This is a genomic window from Methylibium sp., assembly GCF_031393925.1.
Classification (GTDB): Bacteria; Pseudomonadota; Gammaproteobacteria; order Burkholderiales; family Burkholderiaceae_C; genus Methylibium.
Genome location: NZ_JANMWL010000003.1, coordinates 1 through 26,560 on the forward strand (window position 1 = coordinate 1; position 26,560 = coordinate 26,560).

General features: G+C 67.7%; 25 protein-coding genes. 6 read left to right on the forward strand and 19 right to left on the reverse strand.

The annotated features are described in order from the left end of the window. Positions 1–438: 438 nt before the first annotated feature. Positions 439–1,383 (forward strand): RNA polymerase sigma factor RpoH, encoded by a 945-nt coding sequence (gene rpoH, locus RMO12_RS00065; RefSeq protein ID WP_405029595.1) that lies wholly within the window; start codon positions 439–441, stop codon positions 1,381–1,383. Positions 1,384–1,444: 61 nt separating this feature from the next. Here rpoH and RMO12_RS00070 read toward each other — a convergent pair whose 3' ends face one another. From RMO12_RS00070 to RMO12_RS00090, 5 genes are read right to left on the reverse strand one after another with little or no spacing between them, the layout of a single operon-like run. Continuing rightward, positions 1,445–2,056, reverse strand: coding sequence for an SCO family protein (locus RMO12_RS00070; RefSeq protein WP_309637748.1), 612 nt, complete (start codon positions 2,054–2,056; stop codon positions 1,445–1,447). Beyond that, positions 2,053–2,994 (reverse strand): heme o synthase, encoded by a 942-nt coding sequence (gene cyoE / locus RMO12_RS00075; protein WP_309624340.1) that lies wholly within the window; start codon positions 2,992–2,994, stop codon positions 2,053–2,055. Before cyoE ends, RMO12_RS00070 begins: the two co-directional genes overlap by 4 nt. Positions 2,995–3,007: 13 nt before the next feature. After that, positions 3,008–4,180 (reverse strand): COX15/CtaA family protein, encoded by a 1,173-nt coding sequence (locus tag RMO12_RS00080; RefSeq protein WP_309637749.1) that lies wholly within the window; start codon positions 4,178–4,180, stop codon positions 3,008–3,010. 13 nt (positions 4,181–4,193) lie between these two features. Then, positions 4,194–4,907 carry an SCO family protein gene (locus RMO12_RS00085; protein ID WP_405029596.1) on the reverse strand — a complete coding sequence of 238 codons (714 nt, stop codon included), beginning with the start codon at positions 4,905–4,907 and terminating at the stop codon, positions 4,194–4,196. Continuing rightward, positions 4,849–5,595 carry an SURF1 family protein gene (locus RMO12_RS00090; RefSeq protein ID WP_309637751.1) on the reverse strand — a complete coding sequence of 249 codons (747 nt, stop codon included), beginning with the start codon at positions 5,593–5,595 and terminating at the stop codon, positions 4,849–4,851. Before RMO12_RS00090 ends, RMO12_RS00085 begins: the two co-directional genes overlap by 59 nt. A 48-nt stretch (positions 5,596–5,643) precedes the next feature. Here RMO12_RS00090 and RMO12_RS00095 point away from each other — a divergent pair, with 48 nt between their 5' ends. Further along, on the forward strand, positions 5,644–5,853 hold the full coding sequence (locus RMO12_RS00095) for a DUF2909 domain-containing protein (RefSeq protein ID WP_309624344.1): 210 nt from the start codon (positions 5,644–5,646) through the stop codon (positions 5,851–5,853). Positions 5,854–5,906: 53 nt separating this feature from the next. On the opposite strand, the gene RMO12_RS00100 is transcribed toward RMO12_RS00095, so the two are convergent. The 8 genes from RMO12_RS00100 to RMO12_RS00135 all read right to left on the reverse strand — a co-directional run bounded on the left by RMO12_RS00100 (position 5,907) and on the right by RMO12_RS00135 (position 12,231). Then, positions 5,907–6,788, reverse strand: a complete 882-nt coding sequence (locus tag RMO12_RS00100; RefSeq protein ID WP_309637752.1) for a cytochrome c oxidase subunit 3 — start codon at positions 6,786–6,788, stop codon at positions 5,907–5,909. A gap of 63 nt (positions 6,789–6,851) precedes the next feature. After that, positions 6,852–7,103, reverse strand: coding sequence for a DUF2970 domain-containing protein (locus RMO12_RS00105; RefSeq protein ID WP_309624346.1), 252 nt, complete (start codon positions 7,101–7,103; stop codon positions 6,852–6,854). After that, positions 7,100–7,714 carry a cytochrome c oxidase assembly protein gene (locus tag RMO12_RS00110; protein WP_309624347.1) on the reverse strand — a complete coding sequence of 205 codons (615 nt, stop codon included), beginning with the start codon at positions 7,712–7,714 and terminating at the stop codon, positions 7,100–7,102. The genes RMO12_RS00105 and RMO12_RS00110 overlap by 4 nt, the downstream gene beginning before the upstream one ends. A 13-nt stretch (positions 7,715–7,727) precedes the next feature. Beyond that, on the reverse strand, positions 7,728–7,838 hold the full coding sequence (locus RMO12_RS00115; protein ID WP_309624348.1) for a cytochrome oxidase small assembly protein: 111 nt from the start codon (positions 7,836–7,838) through the stop codon (positions 7,728–7,730). Positions 7,839–7,869: 31 nt separating this feature from the next. Further along, positions 7,870–9,492 (reverse strand): cytochrome c oxidase subunit I, encoded by a 1,623-nt coding sequence (gene ctaD, locus RMO12_RS00120; RefSeq protein ID WP_309637753.1) that lies wholly within the window; start codon positions 9,490–9,492, stop codon positions 7,870–7,872. Between the two features lie 24 nt (positions 9,493–9,516). Continuing rightward, positions 9,517–10,704, reverse strand: coding sequence for a cytochrome c oxidase subunit II (coxB, locus tag RMO12_RS00125; protein WP_309637754.1), 1,188 nt, complete (start codon positions 10,702–10,704; stop codon positions 9,517–9,519). A gap of 25 nt (positions 10,705–10,729) precedes the next feature. Continuing rightward, positions 10,730–11,248: a DUF2244 domain-containing protein gene (locus tag RMO12_RS00130; RefSeq protein ID WP_405029597.1), complete on the reverse strand. Its 519-nt coding sequence runs from the start codon at positions 11,246–11,248 to the stop codon at positions 10,730–10,732. A gap of 53 nt (positions 11,249–11,301) precedes the next feature. Beyond that, entirely contained in the window at positions 11,302–12,231 is a 930-nt protein-coding gene (locus RMO12_RS00135; RefSeq protein ID WP_309625255.1) for a biotin synthase, read from the reverse strand. A gap of 26 nt (positions 12,232–12,257) precedes the next feature. Here RMO12_RS00135 and RMO12_RS00140 point away from each other — a divergent pair, with 26 nt between their 5' ends. Together RMO12_RS00140 and RMO12_RS00145 are read left to right on the forward strand one after the other, a co-directional pair. Then, complete coding sequence (locus RMO12_RS00140) at positions 12,258–12,998, forward strand: ComF family protein (protein WP_309637756.1); 741 nt, start codon at positions 12,258–12,260, stop codon at positions 12,996–12,998. A 30-nt stretch (positions 12,999–13,028) separates the two neighbouring features. Next, positions 13,029–13,502 carry a tRNA (cytidine(34)-2'-O)-methyltransferase gene (locus RMO12_RS00145; protein WP_309637757.1) on the forward strand — a complete coding sequence of 158 codons (474 nt, stop codon included), beginning with the start codon at positions 13,029–13,031 and terminating at the stop codon, positions 13,500–13,502. Here the strand turns inward: RMO12_RS00145 and RMO12_RS00150 are convergent. The 6 genes from RMO12_RS00150 to RMO12_RS00175 all read right to left on the reverse strand — a co-directional run bounded on the left by RMO12_RS00150 (position 13,481) and on the right by RMO12_RS00175 (position 23,941). Further along, positions 13,481–19,942, reverse strand: a complete 6,462-nt coding sequence (locus tag RMO12_RS00150; protein ID WP_309637758.1) for an Hpt domain-containing protein — start codon at positions 19,940–19,942, stop codon at positions 13,481–13,483. The two genes, RMO12_RS00145 and RMO12_RS00150, sit on opposite strands and share 22 nt — an antisense overlap. A 62-nt stretch (positions 19,943–20,004) precedes the next feature. Next, a complete protein-coding gene (locus RMO12_RS00155; protein ID WP_309637759.1) occupies positions 20,005–22,314 on the reverse strand; it encodes a methyl-accepting chemotaxis protein in 2,310 nt (769 codons plus the stop codon). 52 nt (positions 22,315–22,366) lie between these two features. Then, on the reverse strand, positions 22,367–22,891 hold the full coding sequence (locus RMO12_RS00160; protein WP_309625260.1) for a chemotaxis protein CheW: 525 nt from the start codon (positions 22,889–22,891) through the stop codon (positions 22,367–22,369). Positions 22,892–22,925: 34 nt separating this feature from the next. Then, positions 22,926–23,291, reverse strand: coding sequence for a response regulator (locus tag RMO12_RS00165; protein ID WP_309637760.1), 366 nt, complete (start codon positions 23,289–23,291; stop codon positions 22,926–22,928). 50 nt (positions 23,292–23,341) lie between these two features. Continuing rightward, positions 23,342–23,758, reverse strand: a complete 417-nt coding sequence (locus RMO12_RS00170; RefSeq protein WP_309637761.1) for a response regulator — start codon at positions 23,756–23,758, stop codon at positions 23,342–23,344. A 30-nt stretch (positions 23,759–23,788) separates the two neighbouring features. Next, a complete protein-coding gene (locus tag RMO12_RS00175; protein ID WP_309625271.1) occupies positions 23,789–23,941 on the reverse strand; it encodes a rubredoxin in 153 nt (50 codons plus the stop codon). A 179-nt stretch (positions 23,942–24,120) separates the two neighbouring features. Here RMO12_RS00175 and RMO12_RS00180 point away from each other — a divergent pair, with 179 nt between their 5' ends. Both RMO12_RS00180 and hemL read left to right on the forward strand, forming a co-directional pair. Then, positions 24,121–25,083, forward strand: a complete 963-nt coding sequence (locus RMO12_RS00180) for a bifunctional hydroxymethylpyrimidine kinase/phosphomethylpyrimidine kinase (RefSeq protein ID WP_309637762.1) — start codon at positions 24,121–24,123, stop codon at positions 25,081–25,083. 15 nt (positions 25,084–25,098) lie between these two features. Next, positions 25,099–26,394 (forward strand): glutamate-1-semialdehyde 2,1-aminomutase, encoded by a 1,296-nt coding sequence (hemL, locus tag RMO12_RS00185; RefSeq protein WP_309637763.1) that lies wholly within the window; start codon positions 25,099–25,101, stop codon positions 26,392–26,394. The last annotated feature ends 166 nt before the right edge of the window (positions 26,395–26,560 follow it).

Sequence of the window (26,560 nt, forward strand, 5' to 3'; positions counted from 1 at the left end):
CGCCACCAGGCAGCCTGCGGGCAACAGCGCACACCAGGCGATAAACTGATCGCGCTTGAACGCACGCGCCACCACCCGTCGCCCAGCGGCGTCCACCGCGTGCACCTGGATCACCAAATGGCTAAATCAACCCCTACCCGCGCGATCAAGGCTCGTGTAATCTCGCTCATGGGACTTCCCCTTTTCAGATTCAGATTGAAGACGCAAACTCAATCTTGGTGCCTCGACACCGTTACTGAAAAGTGGGAAGTCCCTTCGTATTCGGTCGAGCGGACAGCCTTCGTTAGCGTGCGCACGCTCTTTCCACGAGCGCTGTTTTTCTTGAATCTGCACTCATCGAATGTGAGGTTCGTTCATCACAGCCCGCTTTAGCACTCGAAATGTCCGAGTGCTAAAATTGCCGTCAACAAAAGGAGGTTCTGGATGTCTGTTGCTTCCATGAACAACGCGGTCCCGACCATGATGTTTCCCTCCGGCCAATCGGTCGCCGTGCGCGACCCGTGGGCGCTGGTGCCTTCGCTGGGCGACCTGAGCGCCTACATCTCGGCCGTGAACCGGCTGCCGCTGCTCACGCTGGACGAAGAGCAGTCGCTGGGCAGGCGCCTGCGCGAGAGCAACGATCTCGAGGCCGCCGGGCGCCTGGTGCTTTCGCACCTGCGTTTGGTGGTGTCGGTGTCGCGCCAGTACCTGGGTTATGGCTTGCCGCACGGCGACCTGATCCAGGAAGGCAATGTCGGCCTGATGAAGGCGGTGCGCCGCTTCGACCCCGGGCAGGGCGTGCGCTTGGTGAGCTACGCGCTGCACTGGATCAAGGCCGAAATCCACGAGTACGTGCTGAAGAACTGGCGCATGGTCAAGCTCGCCACGACCAAGGCGCAGCGCAAGCTGTTCTTCAACCTGCGTTCCATGAAGCAGGGCCTGAAGGCGGGCGCGGTCGACGCCGACCTGCACCGCAGCACGCTCACCGACGCCGAGATCGACATCGTCGCGCGCGCCCTCAAGGTCAAGCGCGAAGAGGTGATCGAGATGGAAACGCGCCTGTCGGGCGGCGACGTGGCGCTCGACCCGCAGACCGACGACGGCGAGGAGAGTTTTGCGCCGATCGCCTACCTGGCCGATGACCGCCACGAGCCCACACGCGTGCTCGACGCGCAGCACCGTGACACGCTCGCCAGCGACGGCATCAGCCAAGCGCTGGAAGCGCTCGACGCGCGCAGCCGGCGCATCGTCGAAGAGCGCTGGCTTAAGGTCAACGACAACGGCTCGGGCGGCATGACCCTGCACGACCTGGCGGCCGAGTACGGCGTCAGCGCCGAACGCATCCGCCAAATCGAGGTTGCAGCGATGAAGAAAATGCGCAAGACCTTGGTCGAATTCGCCTGAACGTTCGGGCCCTCGCGTCAATGAAAAGGCGGCCTGCGGGCCGCCTTTTCAGGTCGGACGGTCAAGGCATCATGATCTGCTTGAGGTCGCTCACCCAGGCCTCGATCGGCTGGCCGTAGCGCACGAACAGACGGATGCGGCCCTGCGGGTCGAACACGTAGGCCCCGGCGGTGTGGTCCATCGTGTAGCTGCTCGGATCCTTGCCCTTGATCTTGCTGAAGAAGGCCTTGAACGAGGTCGCTGCCGCCTGCGTCTCCTCGACCGTGCCACGCAGCGCAATGAAGCCGGGGCCGAAATTGGCCATGTAGTTCGCGAGCAGCTCGGGCGTGTCGCGCTCCGGATCGATGGTGACGAACAGCGGCTGCAGCTTCTCGCCCTCGGGGCCGAGCAGCTTCTTGACCTGCGCCAGCTCGGCCATCGTGGTCGGGCACACATCGGGACATTGCGTGTAGCCGAAGAACACCACCACCGCCTTGCCCTTGAACTCGGTGACGCTGCGCAGCTTGCCCTGGGTGTCGGGCAGGCTCAGCGCCTTGGCGTAGTTGGCGCCGGTGATGTCGACCCCCTTGAAGCCGCCGGCCGGTGGCTTCGGGTTGCCCCCGTCGCAGCCGGCCATCAGCGCGAGGCCGGGCACGGCGCAGAGGAGCGCGAGGAAAGTGCGGCGTGGGGTCATGCTGTCATTGCCCGCAAATACGGGTCCAGGTAATGGTCAACCAGCAGGGCCGCGAACAACAGCGACAAGTGCAGGATCGAGAAGCGGAAGGTGCGCCGCGCAAGCGCCTCGCTGTAGGCGCGCCAGAGCCTGAAGGCGTAGCCGCAGAACACCATGCCCAGCGCCACCGCAGCGCCCAGGTAGAGCCACCCGCTCATGCCGTAGACAAAGGGCAGCAGGGTCGCGGCGAACAGCACGAAGGTGTAGAGCAGGATCTGCAGCCGCGTGAAGTGGTTGCCGTGCGTCACCGGCAGCATCGGCAGCCCGGCACGGGCGTAGTCTTCGGCGCGGTAGAGCGCCAGCGCCCAGAAATGCGGCGGTGTCCACAGGAAGATGATGAGGCACAGCATCATCGCCTCCGGCCCGACCTCGCCACGCAGCGCGGCCCAGCCGAGCACCGGCGGCATCGCGCCCGACGCTCCGCCGATGACGATGTTCTGCGGTGTCGCTGGCTTGAGCAGCACGGTGTAGACCACCGCGTAGCCGACGAAGGTGGCGAAAGTCAGCCACATGGTGAGCGGGTTCACCCACACCCACAGCACCGCCATGCCGGCACTGCACAGCGCCAATGAAAACGCCAAGGTCTGGCGGTTGTTCAGCTCGCCGGTGGCGGTGGGCCGCCAGGCGGTGCGCTTCATCTTTGCGTCGATGTGCTGCTCGACCAGGCAATTGAATGCGGCCGCCGCGCTGGCCACCAGCCAGATGCCCACGCTGGCCGCCAGCGCCACGCCCCAGGCCGCGAGCGTGGGCCAGCCGGGCACGGCGAGCAGCATGCCGATGACGGCGCAAAAGACGATGAGCTGCACCACACGCGGCTTGGTCAGCGCGCTGAACTGGCGCCAGCGCGACGGCAGCGAAACCCGCACGGCAGCGGAAGGGGAAGCGATCGATTCAGACATGGAGAAGCGGATTCTAGGGAGCACCGTGCATCGGCACGGCTGGCGTGGCCGGTGGGGCCGCAGCGCGGGGCGCGCGCCCTGCCCGTGCGACGCCCTGCGTACGCCCCAGCAGCGCGGTCAGCAGCAACACCAGCACCGCCGCGCCACCGGTGGGGCCGACGGCCGCGGCCAGGGGCCAGTCGAGCACGACGTTGGCAATGCCGGTCGCAAGCTGCCAGGCGGCCACGCCGACCAGCCCCCAGGCCAGACGGCGCAACGCGACGACGGACGACAACCGCCAACTCAATGCGAGCAGCGCGGCGAGCAACAACGCGGCGCCGACCCGGTGCGCTAGGTGAATGGCGGTCAGCGCCTCGAACGGCAGCCAGCCACCGCCCTGCCCCACGCCCAGCGGGCGCAGCAGCGCGAAGCCCTGCGCGAAGTCCAGCGCCTCGGGCCACCACTGGCCCTGGCAGGTGGGGAAATCGCGGCAGGCCAGCACTGCGTAATTGGTGCTGACCCAGCCGCCGAGCGCGATCTGCATCAGCGCCAACGCCGCGACAGTGACCAAGCCGCGACGCAGGCCGGCATCGACCGCGACGCTGCGGCGCCGAGCCCGGTCGGCTTGCACGGCGAGCAGCGCCAGCAGCGCGAGGCCACCGAGCAGATGCGCGCTCACCACCAGCGGATAGAGCTTGAGCGTGACCGTGAAGGCGCCGAACGCGCCCTGGATGCAGACCCACACCCAGGTCGCGGCTGCCCACCCGGGCGAGGCTGCTGCGCGCTCGCCGCGGCGGTGCAGTCGCCAGTGGGCCAGGGCCAGCACGGTAATAAGCACACCCACCGCGGTGGCCAGGTAGCGGTGCAGCATCTCGATCCAGGCCTTGGCCTGGGTGACCGGGCCGCTCGGCAGGGCGCGCTGCGCCGCGTCGATTTCGCCCTGTGCGCCAATCGGGCTGGCGCTGCCGTAGCAGCCCGGCCAGTCGGGGCAGCCGAGGCCCGAGTCCGTCAGTCGCGTGAAGGCGCCGAACAGCACCAGGTCGAAGGTGAGAAAGAGCGTGAGCAGCGTGAGCACCTGCAGGCGCTTTGCAGCGCCGTCGGCGCGCGTGCGCATCCACACCCACGCCAGCGGCCCGAGCGCGATGACCGAGCCGAGCACGACGAGCCGTGCGAGCGGCGCCAGGTTGACGAGCGCGGCGTTGTCCATCGTGCCTGGGGCGTTATCGCCCCGGCTTGTCCCAGCCGGCCGAGCCGCGCATCAGGCGCTCGAGGTCGCGCTTGATCAGCGCCGGCTCGCTCGGCGCGGATGTGCGCATCATCCAGTTGCCCAGCGGATCGACGATGTAGAAGTGCGCCTCCAGTGGCTGCCCCGGCGCGGGCGCCAGCCACGCGGCCAGCGCCGCGCGCGGCACGCGCAAAACCGCAGCGTCCTGCATCGCGGCGAGTAACTCGGGGCGCGGCGGAACGTCGTCGTCGACCAGCCAGACGCGGTCGATGCGTGCCTTGTCCTTGCCGATCGCTTCACGCAACTGGCGCTGCAGGTAGAGCTGGCGCTCGCACTTCGCATCGCAGGCGCCGCCCGCCACAGTCACGAACAGCCACTGGCCGAGCAGGCTCGCCGGATCAACGGCGCGGCCATCGAGGTCGGTGAGCGGCAGCGCGGCAGCGGAGGGCAGCGGGCGCTGTGGCTCGATCAGTTCGCCGTGGTTGCTGCGGCCTTGCGGACGGATCACGTAGTAGCTGACGTAGGACGCGATGACCGGCGCCGCGCACACCAACAGCACCACGAGCATCTTCAAGCGCCCCTGCCGCACCGGCGGCAAGGCGAGCGTGGGCAGGCTGTGTACCGAGAAGCTCAGGGGCTCGGCCGGCGGCTCAGGCGGTTGGGCGCAAACGTCGCTCCCGCCAGGGGCCAAGGAGTTGAAACCAGACATACAGACCGCTCAGGAGAAAGGCCAGCGCGAACCACTGGAACGCATAGCCATAGTGCTTGTGGACATCGACCGCGGGCTTGGGCCACTGGCGCCGCAGGCCGTCATCCGGGGCGCCGCTGTCCTGTTGCTGCAGCGACAAGGGTCGCAATGCGACACCGATCTCACGACTGTAGACCGCGAGATCGAGATTTTGCCGCAGCGGCCCGCGCTCGGTGCCGTCGAACGCATAAAGCTTGCCCGGTGGCGGGGCGATCGTGCCCGCAACGCTGACCGTGCCAGCCGACAGCGGTGCCGCGGGCAGGCGAGTGCGATCCTGGAAGTCGCGTGGTGCCCAGCCGCGCAACACCATCACCGCGTCGCCCGGCGCCAGCTCGAGCGGCGTCACCACGAAAAAGCCGACGCGGCCATTCATCTGGCGGTTGTCGAGATAGAGAGTTTGCTCGGCCAGCCACCGGCCACTGAGCGTGATGCGACGGTCGTGCTGAGCGGCAGCCGCATGGCCGTCGCGCGCCAGGTCGGCGGTGGCCAGCGGCGCCAGCGTGGAGCGCGTGTCGGCGCTGGCCTGCATGGCTTCTTTCTGCGCGGCGCGCGCGAGTTGCCACGCGCCCAAGCGCACGGTCAGCGCCACGGCAGCCAGCGTGGCCAGCAACACCACCCAGCGCCGGACGACGGGACTCGAGAGGCTCATCGCATGAGACCCGGGTCGATGCCATACATTGCGTCAATGAAGTGGATCGTGTTGCTCGCCTTCGTCGGCATCCTGTTCGCGCTTGCCTCGGCCGGACGCGCCATGCTCAAGGACGGCCGCGACGGCGCCCCGAAAACCAAACGCATGTTCCACGCGCTCGCTTGGCGGGTGGGGCTTTCAGTGGCGCTGTTCGTGTTCATTCTGGTCAGCTACAAGCTCGGCTGGATACAGCCGACCGGCCTGCCGATCGGCCGCTAGCCTGAAACGCCGAGAGCGCCGCTAAGGGCGCTCTCGTTGCCTGACGGTCCGGCTCAGAGCCAGTAGACCACCACGTACAAACCGAGCCAGACCACGTCGACGAAGTGCCAGTACCAGGCCGCGCCTTCGAAGCCGAAGTGCCGCTCGGCGGTGAAGTGGCCCTTCATCAGCCGCACGGTGATGAACAGCAGCATCAACATGCCGACGAACACGTGGAAGCCGTGAAAGCCGGTGAGCATGAAGAAGGTCGAGCCATAGATGCCGCTGCTCAGCTTGAGGTTGAGCTCGCTGTAGGCGTGCGCGTATTCGTAGCCCTGAACACACAGGAAGGTGGCGCCGAGCAGCACGGTGAGCCACATCCAGGCGATCGCCTTGCCGCGGTGCGACGCGAGCAACGCATGGTGGGCGATGGTCAAGGTGACGCCCGAGGTCAGCAGCAGCGCGGTGTTGATGGTCGGCAACGGCCACGGACCCATGGTCGTGAACGGCTCGACGGTGCCGGCCGGCGAGGCGGTGGCGCCGGCCACGACGCTCGGCCAGAAGGCCTTGAAGTCGGGCCAGAGCAGCGCGTTGTCAAGGTCGCCGAGACTGGGGACGGCATGCATGCGCGTCCAGTAGAGCGCGCCGAAGAAGGCGCCGAAGAACATCACCTCCGAGAAGATGAACCAGCTCATGCTCCAGCGAAACGAGGCGTCGATGCGGTCGCTGTACAGGCCGCGCTCGCTCTCGCCGATGGCCTGACGGAACCACTGCTGCAGCACGAAGGCCAACCACGCCAGTCCGAAGAACAGCGAATAGGCGCCCCAGTCGTGGCCGTTGATCCACTGCCCGCCACCCAGGATCATGAAAAACAGGCCGATGGCGGCCATCACCGGATGCCGCGAAGGCGCCGGTACGAAGTAATAGGCTTGTTGCCCGTGGGATGCTGCCGACATGTTTTCTATCTCCTCGGATCGCTGGTATCGGATTTCAGTTGCTCTGTGCCGCTCGGTCGTGCTTCAGCCGGCCACGCCGCTTGCGATCACCCAGCTCACCAGGGTGATGAGCAGCCCGATCAACAGCAGCGCGCCCAGCACGCCCGCGATGATCAGGTGGACCGGGTTGACCTGGCTCAGGTCCTTCTCGTGCTCCGACGACTTTCGCACGCCGAAGAAGCTCCAGGCCACGGACCGCAAGGTCTGCATGAACGACAGCGTGCGCCGCGACGCCGGCTCGCGTGGCGCATCCGGCTTCGGGGTGCGCTCGGTCATGCCGGTGCATCACTTTTCACCGCCGCGCGCCTTGCTGGCGGAGTGGGCGGCGTCTTGCCGCCGACCTCGAAGAAGGTATAGCTCAAGGTGATGGTCTTCACGTCCCTGGGCAGCTTGGGGTCGATGTAGAACACCACCGGCCACCGCTTGGCTTCGCCGGGCTGCAAGCGGTACTCGCTGAAACAAAAGCACTCGAGCTTGTTGAAATACGACATCGCCTGCATGGGGGCGTAGCTCGGAATCGCCTGCGCCGACATGGAGCGGTCCTGCACATTGCGAAATTCGTACATCACGGTCGTGAGCTCACCGGGGTGTACCTCGAGCGAACGCACCGCGGGCTTGAAGTCCCATGGCCCACGCGCATTGGCATCGAATTCGACGGTGATGGTGCGGCTGCGATCGATCTGCGTGTTGGCCGCGGTCCCGGTGCCCGCGCCCGTGGCGTTGCGCTCGGCCAAGGTGAGAACGTTGATGCCGAGCGCCGCGCAGATGCGCTCGTACATCGGCACCAGCGCATAGCCAAAACCGAACATCGCCAGCGTGACGACGACGAGCTTGCGCAGCATGCGACGGTTGTCGCGTCGTTCGCCGTGGGACCGTGGTGCGCTCATCGCGGGCGGTGCCTCACAGCAGCATCATCTTGGCGACAAAGCCAAGCGCGAACGCAGCCGCGACCGACGCGAGGATCAGCGCCAGACGCAGGTTGCGCTTGCGCTGCTCGGGGGTCGTCGCCATCGCGCGGACTCGTTCTCTGCAGGCGCGTGAATCAGCCGACGATGCGATTGGCCGCCGCGTTGAGCTTGGGTGGGGTCTCGAAGGTGTGGAATGGTGCCGGCGAGGGCACTTGCCACTCCAGGCCCTCGGCGCCCTCCCAGGGATTTTGCGGCGCCCGCTCGCCCTTACCCCGCATGCCGGGGATCACCACCGCGACGATGAAGTAGACCTGCGACAGACCGAAACCGAACGCACCGATCGAGGCAATCGCGTTGAAGTCGGCGAACTGCATCGGGTAATCGGCATAGCGGCGCGGCATGCCCGCCAGGCCCAGGAAGTGCATCGGGAAGAAGGTCACGTTGAAGAAGATCAGCGAGGCCCAAAAATGGATCTTCCCGCGCGCTTCGGAGTACATCACGCCGGTCCACTTCGGCGCCCAGAAGTAGTAGCCGGCAAACATTCCGAACAACGAGCCGGCCACCAGCACGTAGTGGAAGTGCGCGACGACGTAGTAGGTGTCTTGCAGCTGGATGTCCACCGGCGCGATCGCGAGGATGAGGCCGGTGAAACCGCCCATGGTGAAGACGAAGATGAAGCCAATCGCGAACAGCATCGGCGTCTCGAAGGTCATCGAGCCGCGCCACATGGTGGCGATCCAGTTGAAGATCTTCACTGCCGTAGGCACCGCGATCAGCATGGTGGCGTACATGAAGAACAACTGGCCGGTCACCGGCATGCCGGTGGTGAACATGTGGTGCGCCCAGACGATGAACGACAGGATCGCGATCGACGACGTGGCATACACCATCGAGGTGTAGCCGAACAGGCGCTTGCGTGCGAACGCCGGCACGACGTGGCTGATGATGCCGAACGCCGGCAGGATCATGATGTAGACCTCGGGGTGACCGAAGAACCAGAAGATGTGCTGGTACATCACCGGGTCACCGCCGCCGGCCGGGTTGAAGAAGCTGGTGCCGAAGTGGCGGTCGGTCAGCGTCATGGTGATCGCGCCGGCAAGCACCGGCATCACGGCGATGAGCAAGTAGGCGGTGATGAGCCAGGTCCAGCAAAACATCGGCATCTTCATCAAGGTCATGCCGGGCGCACGCATGTTGAGGATGGTGACGATGATGTTGATCGAGCCCATGATCGAGCTGGCACCCAGGATGTGCATCGCGAAAATGCCGGCGTCCATGGAGGGGCCCATCTGCAGCGTGAGCGGCGCGTAGAGCGTCCAGCCGGCCGAGGGCGCGCCGCCGGGCATGAAGAACGAGCCCACGAGCATCAGCGCCGCCGGGATCAGCAGCCAGAAACTGAAGTTGTTCATGCGCGCGAAGGCCATGTCCGCCGCACCGACTTGCAGCGGCACCATCCAGTTCGCAAAGCCGACGAAGGCCGGCATGATGGCGCCGAACACCATGATCAGACCGTGCATCGTGGTGAGCTGATTGAACAGCTCGGGGTTCACGAATTGCAGGCCGGGCTGGAACAGCTCGGCCCGTATGCCCATCGCCAGCACGCCGCCGATCATGAACATCGTCAGCGAGAACACCAGGTAGAGCGTGCCGATGTCCTTGTGGTTGGTGGCGTACACCCAGCGCCGCCAGCCGTGCGGGTGCCCGTGGGCCTCGTCGTGGCCGTGGTCGTGGCCGGGGTGGTCCAGAACTGCGCTCATGGTCGGATCCTCTTGCTGGCTGTCTTATTTGCGCGCGGCGACGATGTCGGCCGGCTGCACGATCTGCCCGGTCTGGTTCGACCAGTTGTTCTTGGTGTAGGTGATCACGGCGGCGATCTCGGTGTCCGACAGGTGCTTCCACGGCGGCATGGCGCCCCCGTTCTGGCCGTTGAGCAGGACCGCGATCTGCTTGGCCTTGTCGGCGTCGAGCACCACCGGCGAACCATCGAGTGCCTTGATCGCGCCACCGCCCTTGCCGTTGGCCTGGTGGCAAGCCGCACAGTTGGTGCCGTAGATTTGCTGGCCGCGCGCGACCATTTCAGGCAGCTGCCAGACCTTGGCCGGATCGTCGGCCTTGGCGGCGAGTTCCTTCTTCTTCACTTCGACCCAGTCGGCATAGTCGTCGGCCGACAGCACCTTCACGTGGATCGGCATGTAGGCGTGTTCCTTGCCGCACAGCTCGGCGCACTGGCCGTAAAAGTCGCCGGTCTTCTCGGCGCGAAACCAGGTGTCGCGCACGAAGCCGGGAATCGCGTCCTGCTTGATGCCGAAGGCCGGCACCATGAAGGCATGGATCACGTCGTTGGCGGTGGTGATGATGCGCACCTTCTTGTTGACCGGCACCACCAGCGGGTTGTCGACCTTGAGCAGGTAGTCGTCCATCGGCGGCGGGTGGCCGCTGTCGGACGCGAGGCGGTGCGTGGTGTCCAAGGTCGAGACGAAGGCGATGCCCTCGCCCTCGCCCTTGATGTAGTCGTAACCCCATTTCCACTGGTAGCCGGTGGCCTTGATGGTCACGTCGGCATTGGTGGTGTCCTTCATGGCGACCACCACCTTGGTGGCCGGCAGCGCCATCGCGATCACGATGATGAAGGGCACCGTCGTCCAGACGATCTCAACCAGCGTGGATTCATGGAAGTTGGCCGGCTTGGCGCCCTTGGATTTGCGATGCTTGAAGATGGAATAGAACATCACGCCGAACACAGCGATGAAGATCACGGTGCACAGGACGAGCATGAAGTAGTGCAGCCACTGCTGCTCCACCGCGATCCTGGTCACCGCGGGATGCAGGTCGAGCTGGTTGACGGCGGGACCGCCGGGCAAGTCTTTCACGGCAAGCGCAGCGGTCGTCGCGAACGACGCCGCCAGGCCGAGGCCAAAGCGTGCAGCGTGCCGGCGCGCGGCGTTGCAAAGGGCATTGATCGTCTTCATCGTGCTCGCTTCCAAACTGATCTTTTTAAGCGCCGTCGTGATCGACGGGCGCCCTGCTCCGCCGCAAGGCGGAGCGCAATTCCTCGGCCAGTGCCGATCGCGACTCGGGTCGCATGAAGCGACCCACCGCGACCCTGCGGCCCTGGCCCGACAGCTCGATCAAGGATCGGGGGTCGAGCCGCACCTGCACCCACACCTCCTGCGGCTCGAACTCCGTGCGCTCGACGCGGCTGCCGACCACCAGCTCGACCGCCATGCGCCCGCGCTCCAGGGTGATGTGTTCGCAATCGGCGGCGTGCCGTGCGTACACGAACAGAGCGGCGCCAAAGGCCAGTAACTCGGCCCAAGCGAACGGCATTACCAGGGTGGCGCCGAGCAGCCAGAAGTATGTGGCTATTCCCAACGAAATCACGCACAGCGATGCATATACCTTCAGCAACTGCATGGGTGAAAAAGAGCAATTTCGCTTGAGCGTCCACTCGTTCGCAGGCGTTGCCGCGTGACCGCGCGGCTCGCCGCCGCTGCTTAGTGTGGACGCTGACATGCTGCTAGAGCCCTGAGTCGCCGGGCGCGAGTTTATCGCAGCACTCGCACTGTTCATCGCGAAGGCGTGGCCGTCTTGCCGCGCGAGCGCGCCATGCTGCGCAAAGTCTCCACCGACACCTTGGTTTCGGCCGCCACCGGCGTGCGCGGCAGCGGCTTGAAGGCATGACCGTAGACGATCTCGAAGCTCAAGCGCAGGCGACCATCGGGCCCGGCCAGAGCTTCGGTAAGTTGCTGTCGCAGGCGCGCCTGCCAGCCCGGCGTGCGCCAGCCCGCGAAACGCGCGGCCGCGGCATTGCCGCCGAGCGCGCGCAACTCGGCCAGCAACGCGTCGGCATCGGCCCAGGTGAGGGTGAGCGTTTCCATGTCCATCACCGGATCGCCAAATCCGCTGGCCAGCAGCGCATCGCCCAGGTCGTGCATGTCGATGAAGGCGTGGCCCGGCGGCGACCAGCCGGCACGGCGGTACAGCGCATGCAGTTCGCGCAGCGTGTCGGGTCCGAAGCACGAGAACATGACGAAGCCGTCGACCGCCAGTGCGGCGTGCCAGCTCGCGAAGCATGGCCCAGGGTCGGCAGACCAGTGCAGCATCATGTTGGCCCACACGAGCTGCGCGCGTGCGTCGCGCGGCGCTTCGTGGTCGAGCCAGGCCAGCGGCCTCGGGCCGCGCCAGCGCGCCAGCGTCCACCACGGCGCGCGCAGCGCGCGGGCACTGTGCGCGCGCAATGCCGCTGTCGGCTCGACCGCGTCGATGCGCGCGGCCGGGTAGCGCTGGCGCAATGCAGGCGCGCCACCGCCCAACGCCGACCACCAGTCGAGCACCCGCGACGGCTCTGCCTTGATCACCGCCAGCCGCTGTGCCATGCGCCGCGCGATCTCCGTGTGCAGCCATGGCGCGGCAGGCGCTGCTGCGGCGCGCCGCAGCAGCGCGCGGACCGCGCTCGGCTGCGCGCCGAGAGAGGGCAAGGCGGCATCGATTGTCATGGGCCGCGCAGTATATTGAGCCGGCCATGCCCGTCCCCGCGCACCCCTCCTGGCTCTCGCGCCTGGCCACCAGCGGCGCGTCGGCTCGCTGGCCCAACCGTTGCGCGGTCTGCCATGCGCACACGCAGGGCCGCGACGCGCGCGTGTGCCGCGAGTGCGTCGCCCGCTTCGCCTCGCCCCGCTTGCGGTGCCCGCGCTGCGCCCTCGCGCTCGGCAGCGCCGCAGCCTGCGGCGCCTGCCTGCGCAACCCGCCGCCGTGGTTGCACGCCGTGACCGCCTGCGACTACGGCTATCCGTGGGACGGCCTGCTGGTAGCCCTGAAGTTCCACGACGCGCTCGACCTTGCGCCGACCCTGGCGATGCAGCTGGCCGAGCAGGTGCGCAAGGCCGGCGTGTCTGCCGTCGACGCCGTGCTGCCGGTGCCGCTCTCGGCGGCGCGCCTGCGCGAACGCGGCTACAACCAGGCCGCGCTGCTGGCACGCGCACTCGCGGCCCGTCTCGGCACGAGCTTCCAGCCAGCCTGGCTGCTGAGGCTGCGCGACACGCCGCACCAGATTGCGCTGCCGCGCGAGCGCCGCGCAACGAACGTGCGCGGCGCCTTCGCGGCCGAGCCGCTGGCGCTGGCGGCGCTGCGCGGACGCCGCATCGCCCTGGTCGACGACGTGATGACGACCGGCTCGACGCTCGACGAAGCCAGCCGCGTGCTGCTCGCTGCCGGTGCGGCCGAGGTGCAGGTCTGGGTCGTCGCACGCACGCCCGAAGACTGACGCCGGGTGCGGCGCACCGACAATCCACGCATGTTCAACATCGTGCTTGTCGCGCCGGAGATTCCGCCGAATACCGGCAACGTGATCCGGCTGGCGGCCAACACCGGCTGCCGGCTGCACCTGGTGGAGCCGCTGGGCTTCTCGATGGACGACAAGCTGCTGCGACGCGCCGGGCTCGATTACCACGAGCACGCCGCGGTGCGTCGCCATGCTTCATGGGACGCGCTGCTGGGCGCCGAAGCACCCGATCCCTTGCGGCTCTTTGCCTTCACGACACTGGGCAGCCGACCGCTCGCTGCGGTGCGCTGGCAGCCCGGCGACTGGCTCGTGTTCGGCAACGAAACGCTCGGGCTCGACCCGGCACTGCGCGAGCGCTTCGCACCGGCGCAGCGCGTGCGCCTCCCAATGCGCGCCGGCCAGCGCAGCCTCAATCTGTCCAATGCCGTCGCCGTCGCGGTGTTCGACGCCTGGCGACAACAGGGCTACGCCAGCGCGGTGCAGTAGCGCGCCACCAGCGCGAGCAGCTCTTCCTCGCCGTAGGGCTTGCCGAGGTAGTGGTTCACGCCCAGCTCGGAGGCGTAGTCCCGGTGCTTCTGTGCGATGCGAGAAGTGATCATGATCACCGGCAGCGCCCTCAGGTGGGCATCGCTGCGGATGTTGCGCACCAGGTCGAAGCCGTCCATGCGCGGCATCTCGATGTCCGACAGCACCACCGTGGGTCGCTCCTCGGCCAGCCGCTCGAGCGCATCGAGGCCGTCCTTGGCGAGCACCACGCGATAGCCCTCACGAGCGAGAAGGCGCTGCGTGACGCGGCGCACCGTGAGCGAATCGTCGACCACCAGCACCAGCGGCGCGCGCGCTGCGGCGAGCGCGGGCTGCGACAGCAGCGACGCACCCGCCATGCCGTGGTGCGTCGCAACCATCGCTTGGCGCGCCGCTTCGCCGTACACGGTGGCCAAGGCCACCGGGTTGTAGATCAGCGCGACCGCGCCCGATGCAAGCAGCGTCACCCCGGCCAGGCCCGGCAGGCGCGAAAGCTGCGGCCCGAGGTTCTTGACGACCACTTCCTGGTTGCCGAGCACTTCGTCGACGTGCAACACCATGCGCTGCTGCGCCGACCGGATCACCACCACCGGCAACGAGCGCGCCGTCAGGTCGCCGCCGCGCGGGCTGATCTGCAGCAACGCGCCGAGCCAGAAGAACGGCAGCGGCTGGCCGTTGTGGATGTAGGCACCGCTGGCATAGGCGACCTCGATGTCGGCCGGCGTCGCGCGGCGCACGATCTCCACCAGCTTCGAAGGCACCGCCACCGTGGCCTCGCCACAGCGCAGCATGACGACCTGCGTCACCGCCGTGGTGAGCGGCAGCACGAGCTTGAAGCTGGTGCCCTGGCCGATGGCCGAGGCGGTTTCGATGCGACCCCCGAGCGCGTTGACATCGGCGCGCACCACGTCCAGGCCCACACCACGCCCGGCCAGCTCGGTGACCGCCTCGGCCGTGGTGAAACCGGGCATGAAGATCAGGTTGGCCAGATCGACGTCGGCATGCACTGCGCTGGCGTCGATGAAGCCGGCGGCCACGCCCTTGTCGCGGATGCGCGCCATGTCCAGCCCGGCGCCGTCATCGCGAAACTCGACGCTGACTTCGTTGCCCTCCTGGTGCAGCGCGACCACGATGCTGCCCACCGGCTCCTTGCCGGCCGCGACGCGCTGCTCGGGCGACTCGACGCCGTGGGTGACGCAGTTGCGCAGCAGGTGCTCGAACGCGCCCGTCATGCGATCCAGCACGCCGCGGTCGACTTCGATCGAACCGCCGACGATGTCCAGCCGCACCTGCTTGCCGGTCTCCTTGGCGGCCTGGCGCACGACGCGGTAGAGCCGCTCCGACAGGCCCTCGAACTCGACCATGCGCGTGCGCAGCAAGTCATCTTGCAGGTCGCGCGTCAGCCGTGCCTGCACCGCCAGCTCATCCTCGGCGATCTGCAGCGTGCGCTGCAGCGCGCGCTGCACCGTGGCGACGTCGTTGACCGACTCCGCCATCATCCGCGTGATCTCCTGGAAGCGCGTGAATCGGTCGAACTCGAGCGGATCGAAGGACTGCGACGCGACCTTGGCCGCCTCCATGCGCGTGCTCATCTGCGTCTCGGCCTGCAGCTCGATGTCGCGCAATTGCTGGCGCAGGCGCTCGAGGTTGTCGGTCAGGTCGCCGAGCGAGTTCTTGATCTGGCCGACCTCGGATTCAAGCCGCGCGCGCGCGATGCTCACCTCGCCGGCCTGGTTGACCAGGCGGTCGAGCAACTGCGTGCGCACCCGCACCGCCGCGACGGATGCCAGCGGCGCACGTTCGGCCGGCGCCAGCCGCGCCGCGGCCGCACCGAGTGCGAACCGCGCCCAGTCGATCTCGCGCGCCGCAAGCGGCGTCACGGGACTCGGCATCGCCGGCCCGACCGATGACGGCGACAGCGGCGTCACGGCGTCCGCCGCAACCGGATCGGCGAAATCCGGCAGCACCGGCTCGGGCTGGTATGTCGGCGCATTGTCGAGCGGCGGCCAGGCGGTGGTCACGACATGCACGTCAGGCGTGTCGGCCAGCGGCTGCAGGGCCTCGGGCGCCGCGGCATAGGCGGCGGCGTCGCGCTGGCGCAGCGCCTCGAAGGCGACGCCCAGGCCATCGGCACGGTCGAGCAACTGCTCCACCTCGGGAGCGGTCGCGGTCTCGCGCGCGACCAGGTGCTCGATCGCCGTTTCCAGCCGGTGCGCCAGTTCACCCAGGCGCATCGCGCCGGCCAGCCGTGCGCCGCCCTTGAGCGTATGCAGCGTGCGCATGCTGGCGGTGGCGTGCGCCACCACCTGGGGCAGCTGCGCCCAGTCGCGCAGGTGCGAGGCCAGTTCGGGCAGCAGCTCCTGCGCCTCTTCCTCGAAGATCGGAAACAGGTCGAGGTCGACCATGTCGACCGAGTCGATGTCTTGCTCGCTGTCGAACGCGGCGCGGCTGACCGGCCGCGGCGCGTCGACGAAGTGCGGCACGAAGGGCTTGTACGCGGTCTGTCCGAATTCGGTGAAGGAGCTCGAGCCCGCCAGGCTGTCGGCCGGCTGCTGCGGCGGCTGAGCCTGCCGCGGTGGCAAAACGGCCAACGCCACCGGCTCGGCCGTCAGCACGAGCGCTGCGGGCATCGACAGCGAGACTGGCTCCTCGACCGGCATTTCTTCCTGCTGCGTCGCCGCGAGTGTCGTCAGGCGCTGGGCCATCTCGATCTCGTAGGCGGCCAGTCGCTGGAGCAGCTCGGGCGGCGGCGACCTCAGGAAGCCGGCCGCGAACTGGTGCAAGAGCCGACGTACCTCGTCGGCCACGTCGTTGAACAGCCGCGCGTCGTCGGCGCGTCCACGACCCAGTGTTTGCGAGTGCAACAGCGCGTGCTCGAGCTGTCGGGCCAGCGCGGAGAGATCCGCGAAGCCCACCGTCGCCGAGCTGCCGGCCAGCGAATGCGCCAGCGCGATCGTCGTCTCGCCGACCGGCCTTTGCAGTTCGAGCGCCCATTCGGACAACTCAGTGCCGAGGCGGCGCGAGAGTTCGTCGGCCTCGTTCAGATAGATGTTGAACAGCGGGATGCTGACGTGCAAGGACCCGACGACCTTGAGCTGATCGTCGTAGGCCCCGTTGGGTTCGTACGCCTCGGCAGTTTGGGCAAGCTCCTCGACCTCGGGCACCTCGATTAACTCGACCGCCTCGGGCGCCTCGGTTCCAGCGTCGTGGTCCGAGGGCTGCAAGACATGCACCCCGTCGCCCGGCTCGATCAGCGAGGGCTCGGCCGGTATCGGTTCGGACGGCGGCACGCCTTCCTCGAACGCCTCGTTGGCCGAGACGACTTTGAAGTCTGGCGCCACCGGCACCTTGGGATGCAAGGGCTGGATCAGCGGCGCAATCTCGAGTGCCGCGCCAGGCGCCGGCATGTCGAGCTCGAGCGTGGTGATCAGCGGCTCTTCCGGCGAAGCGGTGTACAGCGGCGCATCCTCGATGAGCAGCGCCATCGGCATCGTCGCGGCGATGTCGAATTCGTCGTCGGTCATCGGCACGTCGACCCGGACGACATCGACGAACGTCTCGAACTCGTCGAATTGCACCGCTCCGACCCGCGGCGCATCGTCGGGCGATGCGGCGACTTCAGGCGCTTCGGGCTCGAGGCGGGCGGTCGCTTCCTCGGACTTCACCGGCGCGACGGCCGCTTCGCCATCGCCCAGATCAAAGCGGAAGTCCAGGCCCGACACCGGACGTGCACTGGGCGTGGCCGCATGCGGCGCGGCCACGGGCTCGAGCGGCGCCTCGACCGGTGCGACGAGGTCGAGCTCGCTGGCGGCCGGCAGCACGAAAGTGATCGGCGCTGACGACGCCACCGGCGTCGGCGCCGGCCGCGCATCCTCAAGGCTCAGGTAGCGGCCCGAGCGGCGCAGTGAGTCGGCCACGCGGCACAACGGCGCGCTGTGCCAGCCGGCCACGTTGCCGGCCGCGATCGCGTCGACCCAGCCGCTCAGGTGATCGAGCGCCTCGCCGGTGGTGCGCAGCAGCTCGGGGCGGGCGGCCTGCTGGCTGGCCAGCACGGCGTTGTAGAGCTGCTCGCACGCCCACGAGGCTTCGCCGAACTCGCGCAGGCCGACCATGCGCGAGCTGCCCTTGAACGTATGGAAGACCCGCCGCAAGTTGGTGAGCTGCTCGACGCTGGACGGCTCGGCCTGCAGCGCGGTCAGCGCGCCCCGCGCGGTCTCGAGCACCTCGCGCGCTTCCTCGAGAAAAATGTCGCGCATCTCGGCGTCTGCTTCGAGTCCGGTCAGCTCGACCGCGGCGGCCGGTACCAGCGAAATCAGCGGCAGCGGCGCCGAGACCCGCGCACTGTCGAGGCCGACCGGATCCGACGCGGTGGAGACGAAGTCCGCGAGCGCATCGGCCACCTGCTCGCGGGCGCTCGCTTCGGTCTGCCGCTTGGCGTACGGTGCGGCGGTGCGATCGATGGCGGCCCGTGCGCTCGACAGGCTGGCCGCCAATTGGGACTGCGACAACACGTCGGGCTCCAGCGAGAGTCGCTCGAGCTCGCGCGAGACCTGGGCCAACGGCATATCCAGGCTCGAAGCGGCGCTGGCGAGCGATTGCGCCTGGGCGATCAGCGCCGGCTCCAGGCGGGAGACAGCCGCCTCTTGCAACGACGTGCTGCGGCGGACCATCTGCGAGACGAGCAGACCGCTGGCGGCGTCGAAGCGGAACATCGTCTTGGCGACCTGCGGCTGCACGCCCAGCAAGTCAATCAGGAAGCTCAGGGCGCTCAGGTTGCCGGCCAGGCGCTCGAACAGCGGCTGCTGGTGGCGCGCGTCGGTGCCGGCGGTCACGAAGGCGTCGACATCGTCGCGCATGCGCAGCACGGCGAGCGTGGCCTGGTCGAGCCCGAGCACCGAGAACACGCCGCGCATTGCCTGCAATTGCGCCGGCACGGGCATCAGTACCGCCGGCTCCGTGGGCGCACGGAAGAACTGGTCGATGAGCTTCTCGGACTCCGACAGCGCGCTGCGCAGCTCGTGCACCACGCTGCCCATGGTCTGGCGGTCGGAGACACGGCGGTAGAGCTCCTCCATCCAGACTTCGAGCGGCTCGGGCGCGGCACCGCCGAGCACCGCGTCGATGCGCTGGGCGAGCCGCTTCACGCGCGGCGCCTGGTCAGCATGGTCGAAGGCGCCGTCCTCCAGCGTAGCTTCGAGGTAGAGCACGCTGGTTGCCACTTCCATGGCGAGCTGCGGCTGCGGCGCACTGGCCGACTGCACCGGCCGTCCCACCGCGCGCGCCAGCGCATCGGCCAACTGCTCGCCACCCGGCACCAGGCGCTTGAGCGAATCGGCCACCAGGCTGAATTGTTCGTTCAGGCCGCTCAGGCGGTGCATTTCGCCGCCCGCCACCGCCGACCATGTGTCTTTGGCGGTCGCAACGCGTTTCTTGGCTTGCGTCACCCAGGCCGGGTCGTAACGTCCGAGCGTGACGATGCTGTAGTCGGCCGGCAGCGGTTCGCTGCGGCGCGGGTAGGCCTGCAACACGGCCGACAGGCGCGGCGCCTGCCCGGCTTGCGGGTCGCGCGCATGGGTGCAGAAGAACAGCAGGTCCTGCGCCAGCCGCTCGCCGGCCGTTGCGTCGCCGCGCTGCTGGGCTCGCAGTTGGGCCAGCAGGCGCGAGGTAAGGCGCTTGCAGTAGACGTCGGGCACGAGCAGACCGAGCGCCTGCGCCTCGAAAAACGCAGCGCCCAAGCGCCACAGCGTCGCCGCATGCGACTGGGCGGCGCCGGCTGCGAGGCCGGCACTCAGGTCGCCCAGGCGTACCAGTACCGCCGGACCACTGTTGCGCATCAAGACGAGGACCTGACGCTCGAATTCAGTGCCGAATGCGGCGTCGGCGCGGCGCGGCGCGACGTCGGCCTCGGGCGCCAACGCGCGCCACTGCCAGTCTTGCGGCCACAGATCGGCCGGATGGACGCGCTCGGCGCCGGCCAGTTCCTGCACCACGCGGTACTGCGGAAACAGTGCCACCGGCGACACCGACTTGCCCCCAAGGCGCCGCGCCAGCAGGTCGAGCAAGGCATAGGACGCGCGCTCGATCGCCTCGACCGCACCGATGTCGAGCTTGTGCGGCTTGGCGATGTAGCGCTGCACCAGCGCCTCGCTGGCGCGCAGCAGCGTGGCGCCGGCCGGCAGCCCGACGAGCTCGAGCACGCCGACGCCTTGATGCAATTGCTGGCGTGCGGTGCGCAGCAGCGTGGGCTCGACATCGTCGAGGTCGGAATCGTAGGTCGACTCGGTCTCGCGCAGCGCGCGACGCAGCGCCTTGTGCGCGCCTTCGAGCGACTTGCGCAGCTCATCCTGAACCCAGGCCAGGGCGCTGACGTCGTCGAGCATGTCGGGTTGGCTGATGTCCATGCGCTGTGCCTCGTGTGCTGCCCTTTCCCGGCCCGGCGCGTGCGCCTCGGGCCACGCGCCGATCAGGCGATCTTGAATCGCGCCACCGAGGTCCTGAGTTCCTCGGCGGTCTTTGACAACTCGCGCACCAGCTGCGCCGTCGAACGCGTCCCGTCGCCGGTTTGCTCGGTCACCGCAAAGATGTGCTGGATGTTGGCCGCCACCACATTGGCCGACTGCGCCTCGCGCGAGGTTTCGTCGGAAATTTCCTCGATCAGCTCGGCCAGCTGACGTGACACGCGGTCGATTTCGCCGAGCGCCGTGCCGGCGTTGTCGGACAGCTTGGCGCCCTCGACCACGCCCTGCGTGGAGCGCTCCATGGCGGCCACCGCGTCCTGGGTGTCGGTCTGGATGGTCTTCACCAGCGCTGCGATCTGCTTGGTGGCGTCGCCCGAGCGCTCGGCCAGCCGCTGCACCTCTTCGGCCACGACCGAGAAGCCACGTCCGGCCTCGCCGGCCGAGGCCGCCTGGATGGCCGCGTTGAGCGCCAGCACGTTGGTCTGCTCGGTGATGTCGGAGATCAGCTCGGTGATTTCGCCGATTTCTTGCGAAGACTCGCCCAGGCGTTTGATGCGCTTGGAGGTGTCTTGCATCTGGTCGCGCAGCGTGTTCATGCCGCCGATCGCGTCCTGCACGGCCTGCAGACCCGACTCGGCCGCCACCAGCGACTGGCGCGCCACCTGGGCCGACTGCGTGGCCTGCGCCGACACACCGTTGATGCGCCCGGCCATCTTCAGCACCGACTCGCCGGTTTCCCGGATCTCGCGCAGCTGCTCGTCCGAGGCCGCCAGCAGCTCGGTCGAGGTGGCTTCCACCTGCGTCGTCGTCTCGGTCATGCGCGACACCGTGCCCTGCACCTGCGACACCAGCGTGCGAAGTTCCTCGACCGTGTAGTTCACCGAATCGGCGATCGCGCCGGTGATGTCTTCGGTCACGGTTGCCTGCTGCGTCAGGTCACCCTCGGCCACCGTCTGAAGCTCGTTCATGAGCCGCAGGATCGCCGCCTGGTTGGCGTCGTTGACGCGCTTGGCTTCCTGCTCCTGGCGTTCGGCTTCGCCGCGCTGCGCATTGGCGAGCGCGGCGTTCTGACGCTGATCCTGCAGGTAGCGATAGAGCAGGCCGAGCAGGCCGGCCAGCATGAGCGCCACCGAACCGATGATCAGCACGAGGTCCAGACCCGACAGGCCCGAACTCGCCTGCAATTGGTCATGCACGTCTTGCAGACCCTTTCGAAGCGGTTCACTGTCGGACACGATCTGCGCCTGCGCCTCGCGCGCCGACACCAGGCCCTGCAGGTTGCCGAGAATGGTGCCGGCTTGCGTGCGGGTCAGTTCGTATTGCCTGAGCAGCGCCTGCAGGCGCTCGCGCGTCGCGGCGTCCTTGGAGGCCGCTAGCCGCAGCTCGGCATTGCCGTCGAGCAGACCTTGGACGATCTCGCGAAACAAATTCAAGTCCTTGCCGAGCAGAAACACAGCCTCGGGCGACACGCCTTCGACGGTCTGGAATTCGTTGGCCGACTTGCCGATGCGCTGCGTGAGCATGACCGCCTGGCCGACGGCGGACAGCTCAGCCGATGACGCGTCGTGTTGTAGCTTGAGCGAGGACACCGTCTCGGCGATGTCGAGCAGCTCCGACGACTGCTTGTTGATGGCGCGCAGCGCCTGGCTCACCTGCGTGAGCGTCGCCTGCTGCGCAATCACGGTGTTGGCGTTCTTCTCGGCCTTGTCGATCAAGGGCATCAACGGCTCGAGCGTGGCCTGCACCGAGGCCCGCACCGCGCCCGAGGTCTCGCTGCCCGCATGCAAGCCGCGCGCCGACGCAACAAGCACAGCCGCACTTTCCTTCACTTCGGGGAAGGCCGCCGTGCTGCCGATCAGCGCCAGCGAAACCGACTTCGCCAGGCGTTGCGATTGCATCAGGGCGGCGCCGGTCGCGGCCAGATGGCTGGACGCCTGGTTGGCCGCGTTAAACGACGCCACCGTCACCACCACCAGGCCGAGTACACCCAGCAGCAGCGCCCCCCCCAGCACGCGCTGCTGCAGCCCGGCACGCATGCCACCGATCAGCGGCAGCCCGCCCAACGCCGGGGCATCGTCGCCTGGGGCGCGGGTGACGGTGAAGTCGCCGGGAAGCTCCGAAGGAGCCGACTCCGAAATGATCGAAGTGTCGAAAGTGCCGGCCAGCGTGGTGGCGTCCTGCGCCACCGCGGCCTCGAGGCTGAGGACGCCCGCGTCATCGGCCGGGTAGGCCTCGTCGAAGGACAGGTCTTCCCCGGGTTCGGACGTGGCCGCACTGCGCTGGCCCCGTCCCTTGAATTTGTTCAGAAAGCTCATAAACGCCCCTCGCTCCATTCAGTCCAGGCGCACCCGCACGCTGCAAACGCGCTCACCGGGCGATCCTCAAAAATGCGTCGTCGCTCGCCAATGCGACCAGCTGCAGTTCCTGCCAGCGGCGCCCATTGGCATCGACATAGCGCGTGCCAGCAAACGCCGGACGCGGCGCGCCGTCGGGGTCGGGCTGCAATTGCTCGACGCCGCGCAGACCGGCCAGCCGGTCGACCAGCAACGCGCAGTTCAACTCGAGTGTCGGATTGAACGCGACCAAGCGCGATTGTTCGCGGCGCAGCTCGATCGCCGCGTTCGCACGAAGCCCGAGAAAGCCCGCCAAGTCCACCACGCCATGCAGGCGCCCGCGCAGATTGGCAACGCCGACGAACCAGTCACTGGTGTGGGGCACCGGCATGAGGGTCGGCAAACCAAAGATCTCGCCGGCCTGGGCCAGCGGTAGCAACACGCCCTGACCCGCGCATTCGACCGCTAGCCAGGCGACGGCGCTGGTCTCGAAACGCGCCGCCTGCAGGCGTTCGGCCAACCGGCTTTGCAGCTCGCGCAGAGCTTCCTTGTTCGCCATGCGGTGAGGGCCCTGGTGCGAAAGGTCGGCGCCGTCAGTCGAAGGCGCGGATCTTGGCGATCAGCTCGTCGGCGTCGACCGGCTTGACGACGTAGTCGCGCGCGCCTTGGCGCATGCCCCAGACTTTGTCGGTTTCCTGATTCTTACTGGTGCACATGATCACGGGCACGCCCTCGAAGCGTGGGTCACGAGTGATCGCCCGCGTAAGCTGGAAGCCGTTCTGGCCGGGCATGACCACGTCCATCAGGATGAGATCGGGCTTGTCCTCGCCCAGGCGCTTCATGGCCTCTTCGCCGTTCGACGCCGTGCGTACCTTGTAGCCGCGCTTGGTCAACAGATCAGACAGGAAATGCAACTCGGTCTTCGAGTCGTCGACGAGCAAGATCTTTTCGATCGCCATGATGGGTCCTCTAGGCAACGCTGGCAACGCACCGGGGCGTGGCTCTGGCCTCACGCGGCGCGGCAGTGCTGTTGCACCGCCCGCAGCAACTGGTCCTTGGTGAAGGGCTTGGTGAGGTAGTCCTCGGAGCCGACCATGCGGCCCCGGGCCTTGTCGAACAAACCGTCCTTGGATGACAGCATGATCACCGGCACACCGGCGAACTTGGGGTTGCGTTTGATGATGGCGCAGGTCTGGTAGCCGTCCAGGCGCGGCATCAGGATGTCGCAGAAAATCAGGTGAGGCTGGTGGTCGTTGACCTTGGCAAGCGCATCGAAGCCGTCCTCAGCCAGCAGCACCGTGTAGCCCCCCTGCTTAAGAAAAATCTCGGCACTGCGGCGAATCGTGTTGCTGTCATCGATGACCAGCACCCGCTTTGCCTGTTCCACCGCCCCCTCGCTACCCGCTTGAATCAGCGCCTGGTTCACCGGCCGTGCTCCTCAACGAAGGTGGAAAGCCTAGATCTGCACCATCTCGAAGTCCTCCTTGCGTGCGCCGCATTCGGGACAGGTCCAGTTCATTGGCACATCGGCCCAGGCTGTGCCTGGCGCGATGCCGTGCTCTGGATCCCCGGACGCCTCCTCATAAATCCAACCACATATGAGGCACATCCAGGTTTTCGTTTCGCTCACGGTATCTAGGCCGGTCGTCACTACAATGAAGCAAGATTGTAGCGAGCGCCCCTGGCAGAAAGACAAGGATCAGTGGGCACATACGCAACATTCCTCATAATTCTCTGGAACTTCGTGACTGCCTGCGCATCGCGGCCGGACCCTTCGACGGAACCACCATGAATACCCCCGCGCAGAGCGCTGCCGACCGCCCCGAAGAGACCTCCGAAGGCGATGCGCCGCCCGCTTGCGTGATGAGCTTCAATGCCAGTGACCCCAGCGGCGCGGGCGGCTTGGCCGGTGACATCTCCACCATTGCCGCCATGGGCGCACATGCGCTGCCGGTGGTCACCTCGATCGTGATGCGCGACACCGCCGAGGTGTTTGACTCGCACGAGATCGAGGCCGAAACCATTGTCGAGCAGGCGCGCAGCATCCTCGAAGACATCACGATCGCCGCCTGGAAGGTGGGCTTTCTCGGCAGCGCCGAGGGCGTGGCCGGGGTGGCCGAGGTGCTGAGCGACTACCCCGACGTGCCCCTGGTCACCTACCTGTCGAGCGTGTCCTGGCTTGAAGAGGACGACCAGCAGGCCTACCTGGATGCCTTGCGTGAACTGATCCTGCCGGCCACCGAAGTGCTGGTGGGCAACCAGCAGACGCTGATCGACTTCCTGCTGCCCGAATGGGACGGCGAGCGCCCGCCTTCGGCGCGCGAGCTGGCCGTGGCGGCCGGCGAACTCGGCGCACGCTACGTGCTCGTGACCGGCATCGCCCTGCCGGCCGGCAAGGGCAGCGAGGCGCAGGTCGACAACGTGCTCGCCTCGCCCCAGGGCGCGATCACCGGCGAGAAGTTCGAACGCTTCGATGCCAGCTTCGTCGGTGCCGGCGAGACGCTGGCGGCGGCACTTGCTTCGCTATTGGCCAGCGGACAAGACCTGCACTTGGCCGTGTCGGAGGCGCTCAGCTTTCTCGACCAGGCGCTCGATGCCGGCTTTCGTCCTGGCATGGGCAACGTCGTCCCGGACCGTTTTTTCTGGGCCTTGCCCGAGGCCGAACCTGGCGAAGATCTCGAAGCCGCACTCGGCGAGACGGCCTCCGACGAGGCGCCCGCTGCCGACCGCGGCCCGCGCCGCATTCACTGACACCCTCGTTCGGCCATGCCTGAGTCCCGCAACGCAGGCCTTTTCGCGCGGGCCCAACGCAGCATTCCCGGTGGCGTGAATTCGCCGGTGCGGGCATTTCGTGCGGTGGGCGGCACGCCGCGCTTCATCGAACGTGCCGAAGGCGCCTACCTGTGGGATGCCGATGGCAAGCGCTACATCGACTACATCGGCTCCTGGGGCCCGATGATCCTCGGCCATGGCCACCCCGCCGTGCTCGAAGCGGTCCACAAGGCGGTGGCCGATGGCCTGAGCTTCGGCGCCCCCACCGAGCGCGAGATCGAGCTGGCCGAAACCATTTTGCAGCTCGTGCCGAGTGCCGAGCAGGTGCGGCTGGTGAGCTCCGGCACCGAGGCCGCGATGAGCGCGCTGCGCCTGGCGCGCGGCGCCACCGGGCGCAGCAAGATCGTCAAGTTTGAAGGCTGCTATCACGGCCACGCCGACGCGCTGTTGGTCAAGGCCGGCTCGGGCCTCGCGACCTTCGGCCACCCGACCTCGGCCGGCGTGCCGCCCGAGGTGGTGCGAGACACGCTCGTGCTGCCCTACAACGATGTCGCCGCGCTGGAAACCACGTTCGACCTGCATGGCCCGGGCATCGCCTGCGTGATGATCGAGCCGATCGCCGGCAACATGAATTTCGTGCGCGCCGGCGTGCCCTTCATGCAGCGGCTGCGCGAGCTGTGTACACGGCATGGCGCGCTGCTGGTGTTCGACGAGGTGATGACCGGCTTTCGCGTCGCCCTCGGCGGCGCGCAGAGCCTTTACGCTGCGGCGATACCCGGCTTCGCGCCCGACCTCAGCGTGTTCGGCAAGGTCATCGGCGGCGGCATGCCGTTGGCAGCCTTCGCGGGCCCGCGCTCGGTGATGGAGCAATTGGCGCCACTCGGCCCGGTCTACCAGGCCGGCACGCTCAGCGGCAACCCGGTCGCCACGGCCTGCGGGCTGGCCACCCTGCGCGAGATCCGCAAGCCCGGTTTCTTCGACGCGCTGGCGCGCACCACGCGCACGCTCACCGACGGGCTGCTGTGCGCGGCGCACGAGGCGGGCGTGCCAATGGCCGGCGATTGCGAAGGCGGCATGTTCGGCTTCTTCTTCGCCGCCAAGTTGCCGCACGACTACCCGGGCGTCATGGCCACCGACCAGCAGCGCTTCAACCGCTTCTTCCACGCGATGCTCGATCACGGCATCTATCTCGCGCCGGCTCTCTATGAGGCCGGCTTCGTGAGCGCCGCGCACACGCCCGCCGACCTCGAAGCCACCCTCGGCGCGGCGCGCGCCGCGCGGGAGGCGTGAGGCCCGTGGGGGCTGCGGCCACGCGCCGCACTCGATGGTGGAGCCGGCGGCCGGGCCTCTGCGCCAGCTCGGGCAAGCGCCGGCGCTTTTCCAGCATCGGCTCGACGCTCGCGTCGCAACCGCAAAAGGCCCGGTAGCGGCAGCGGCCTCCACACTCGTCGCTTAG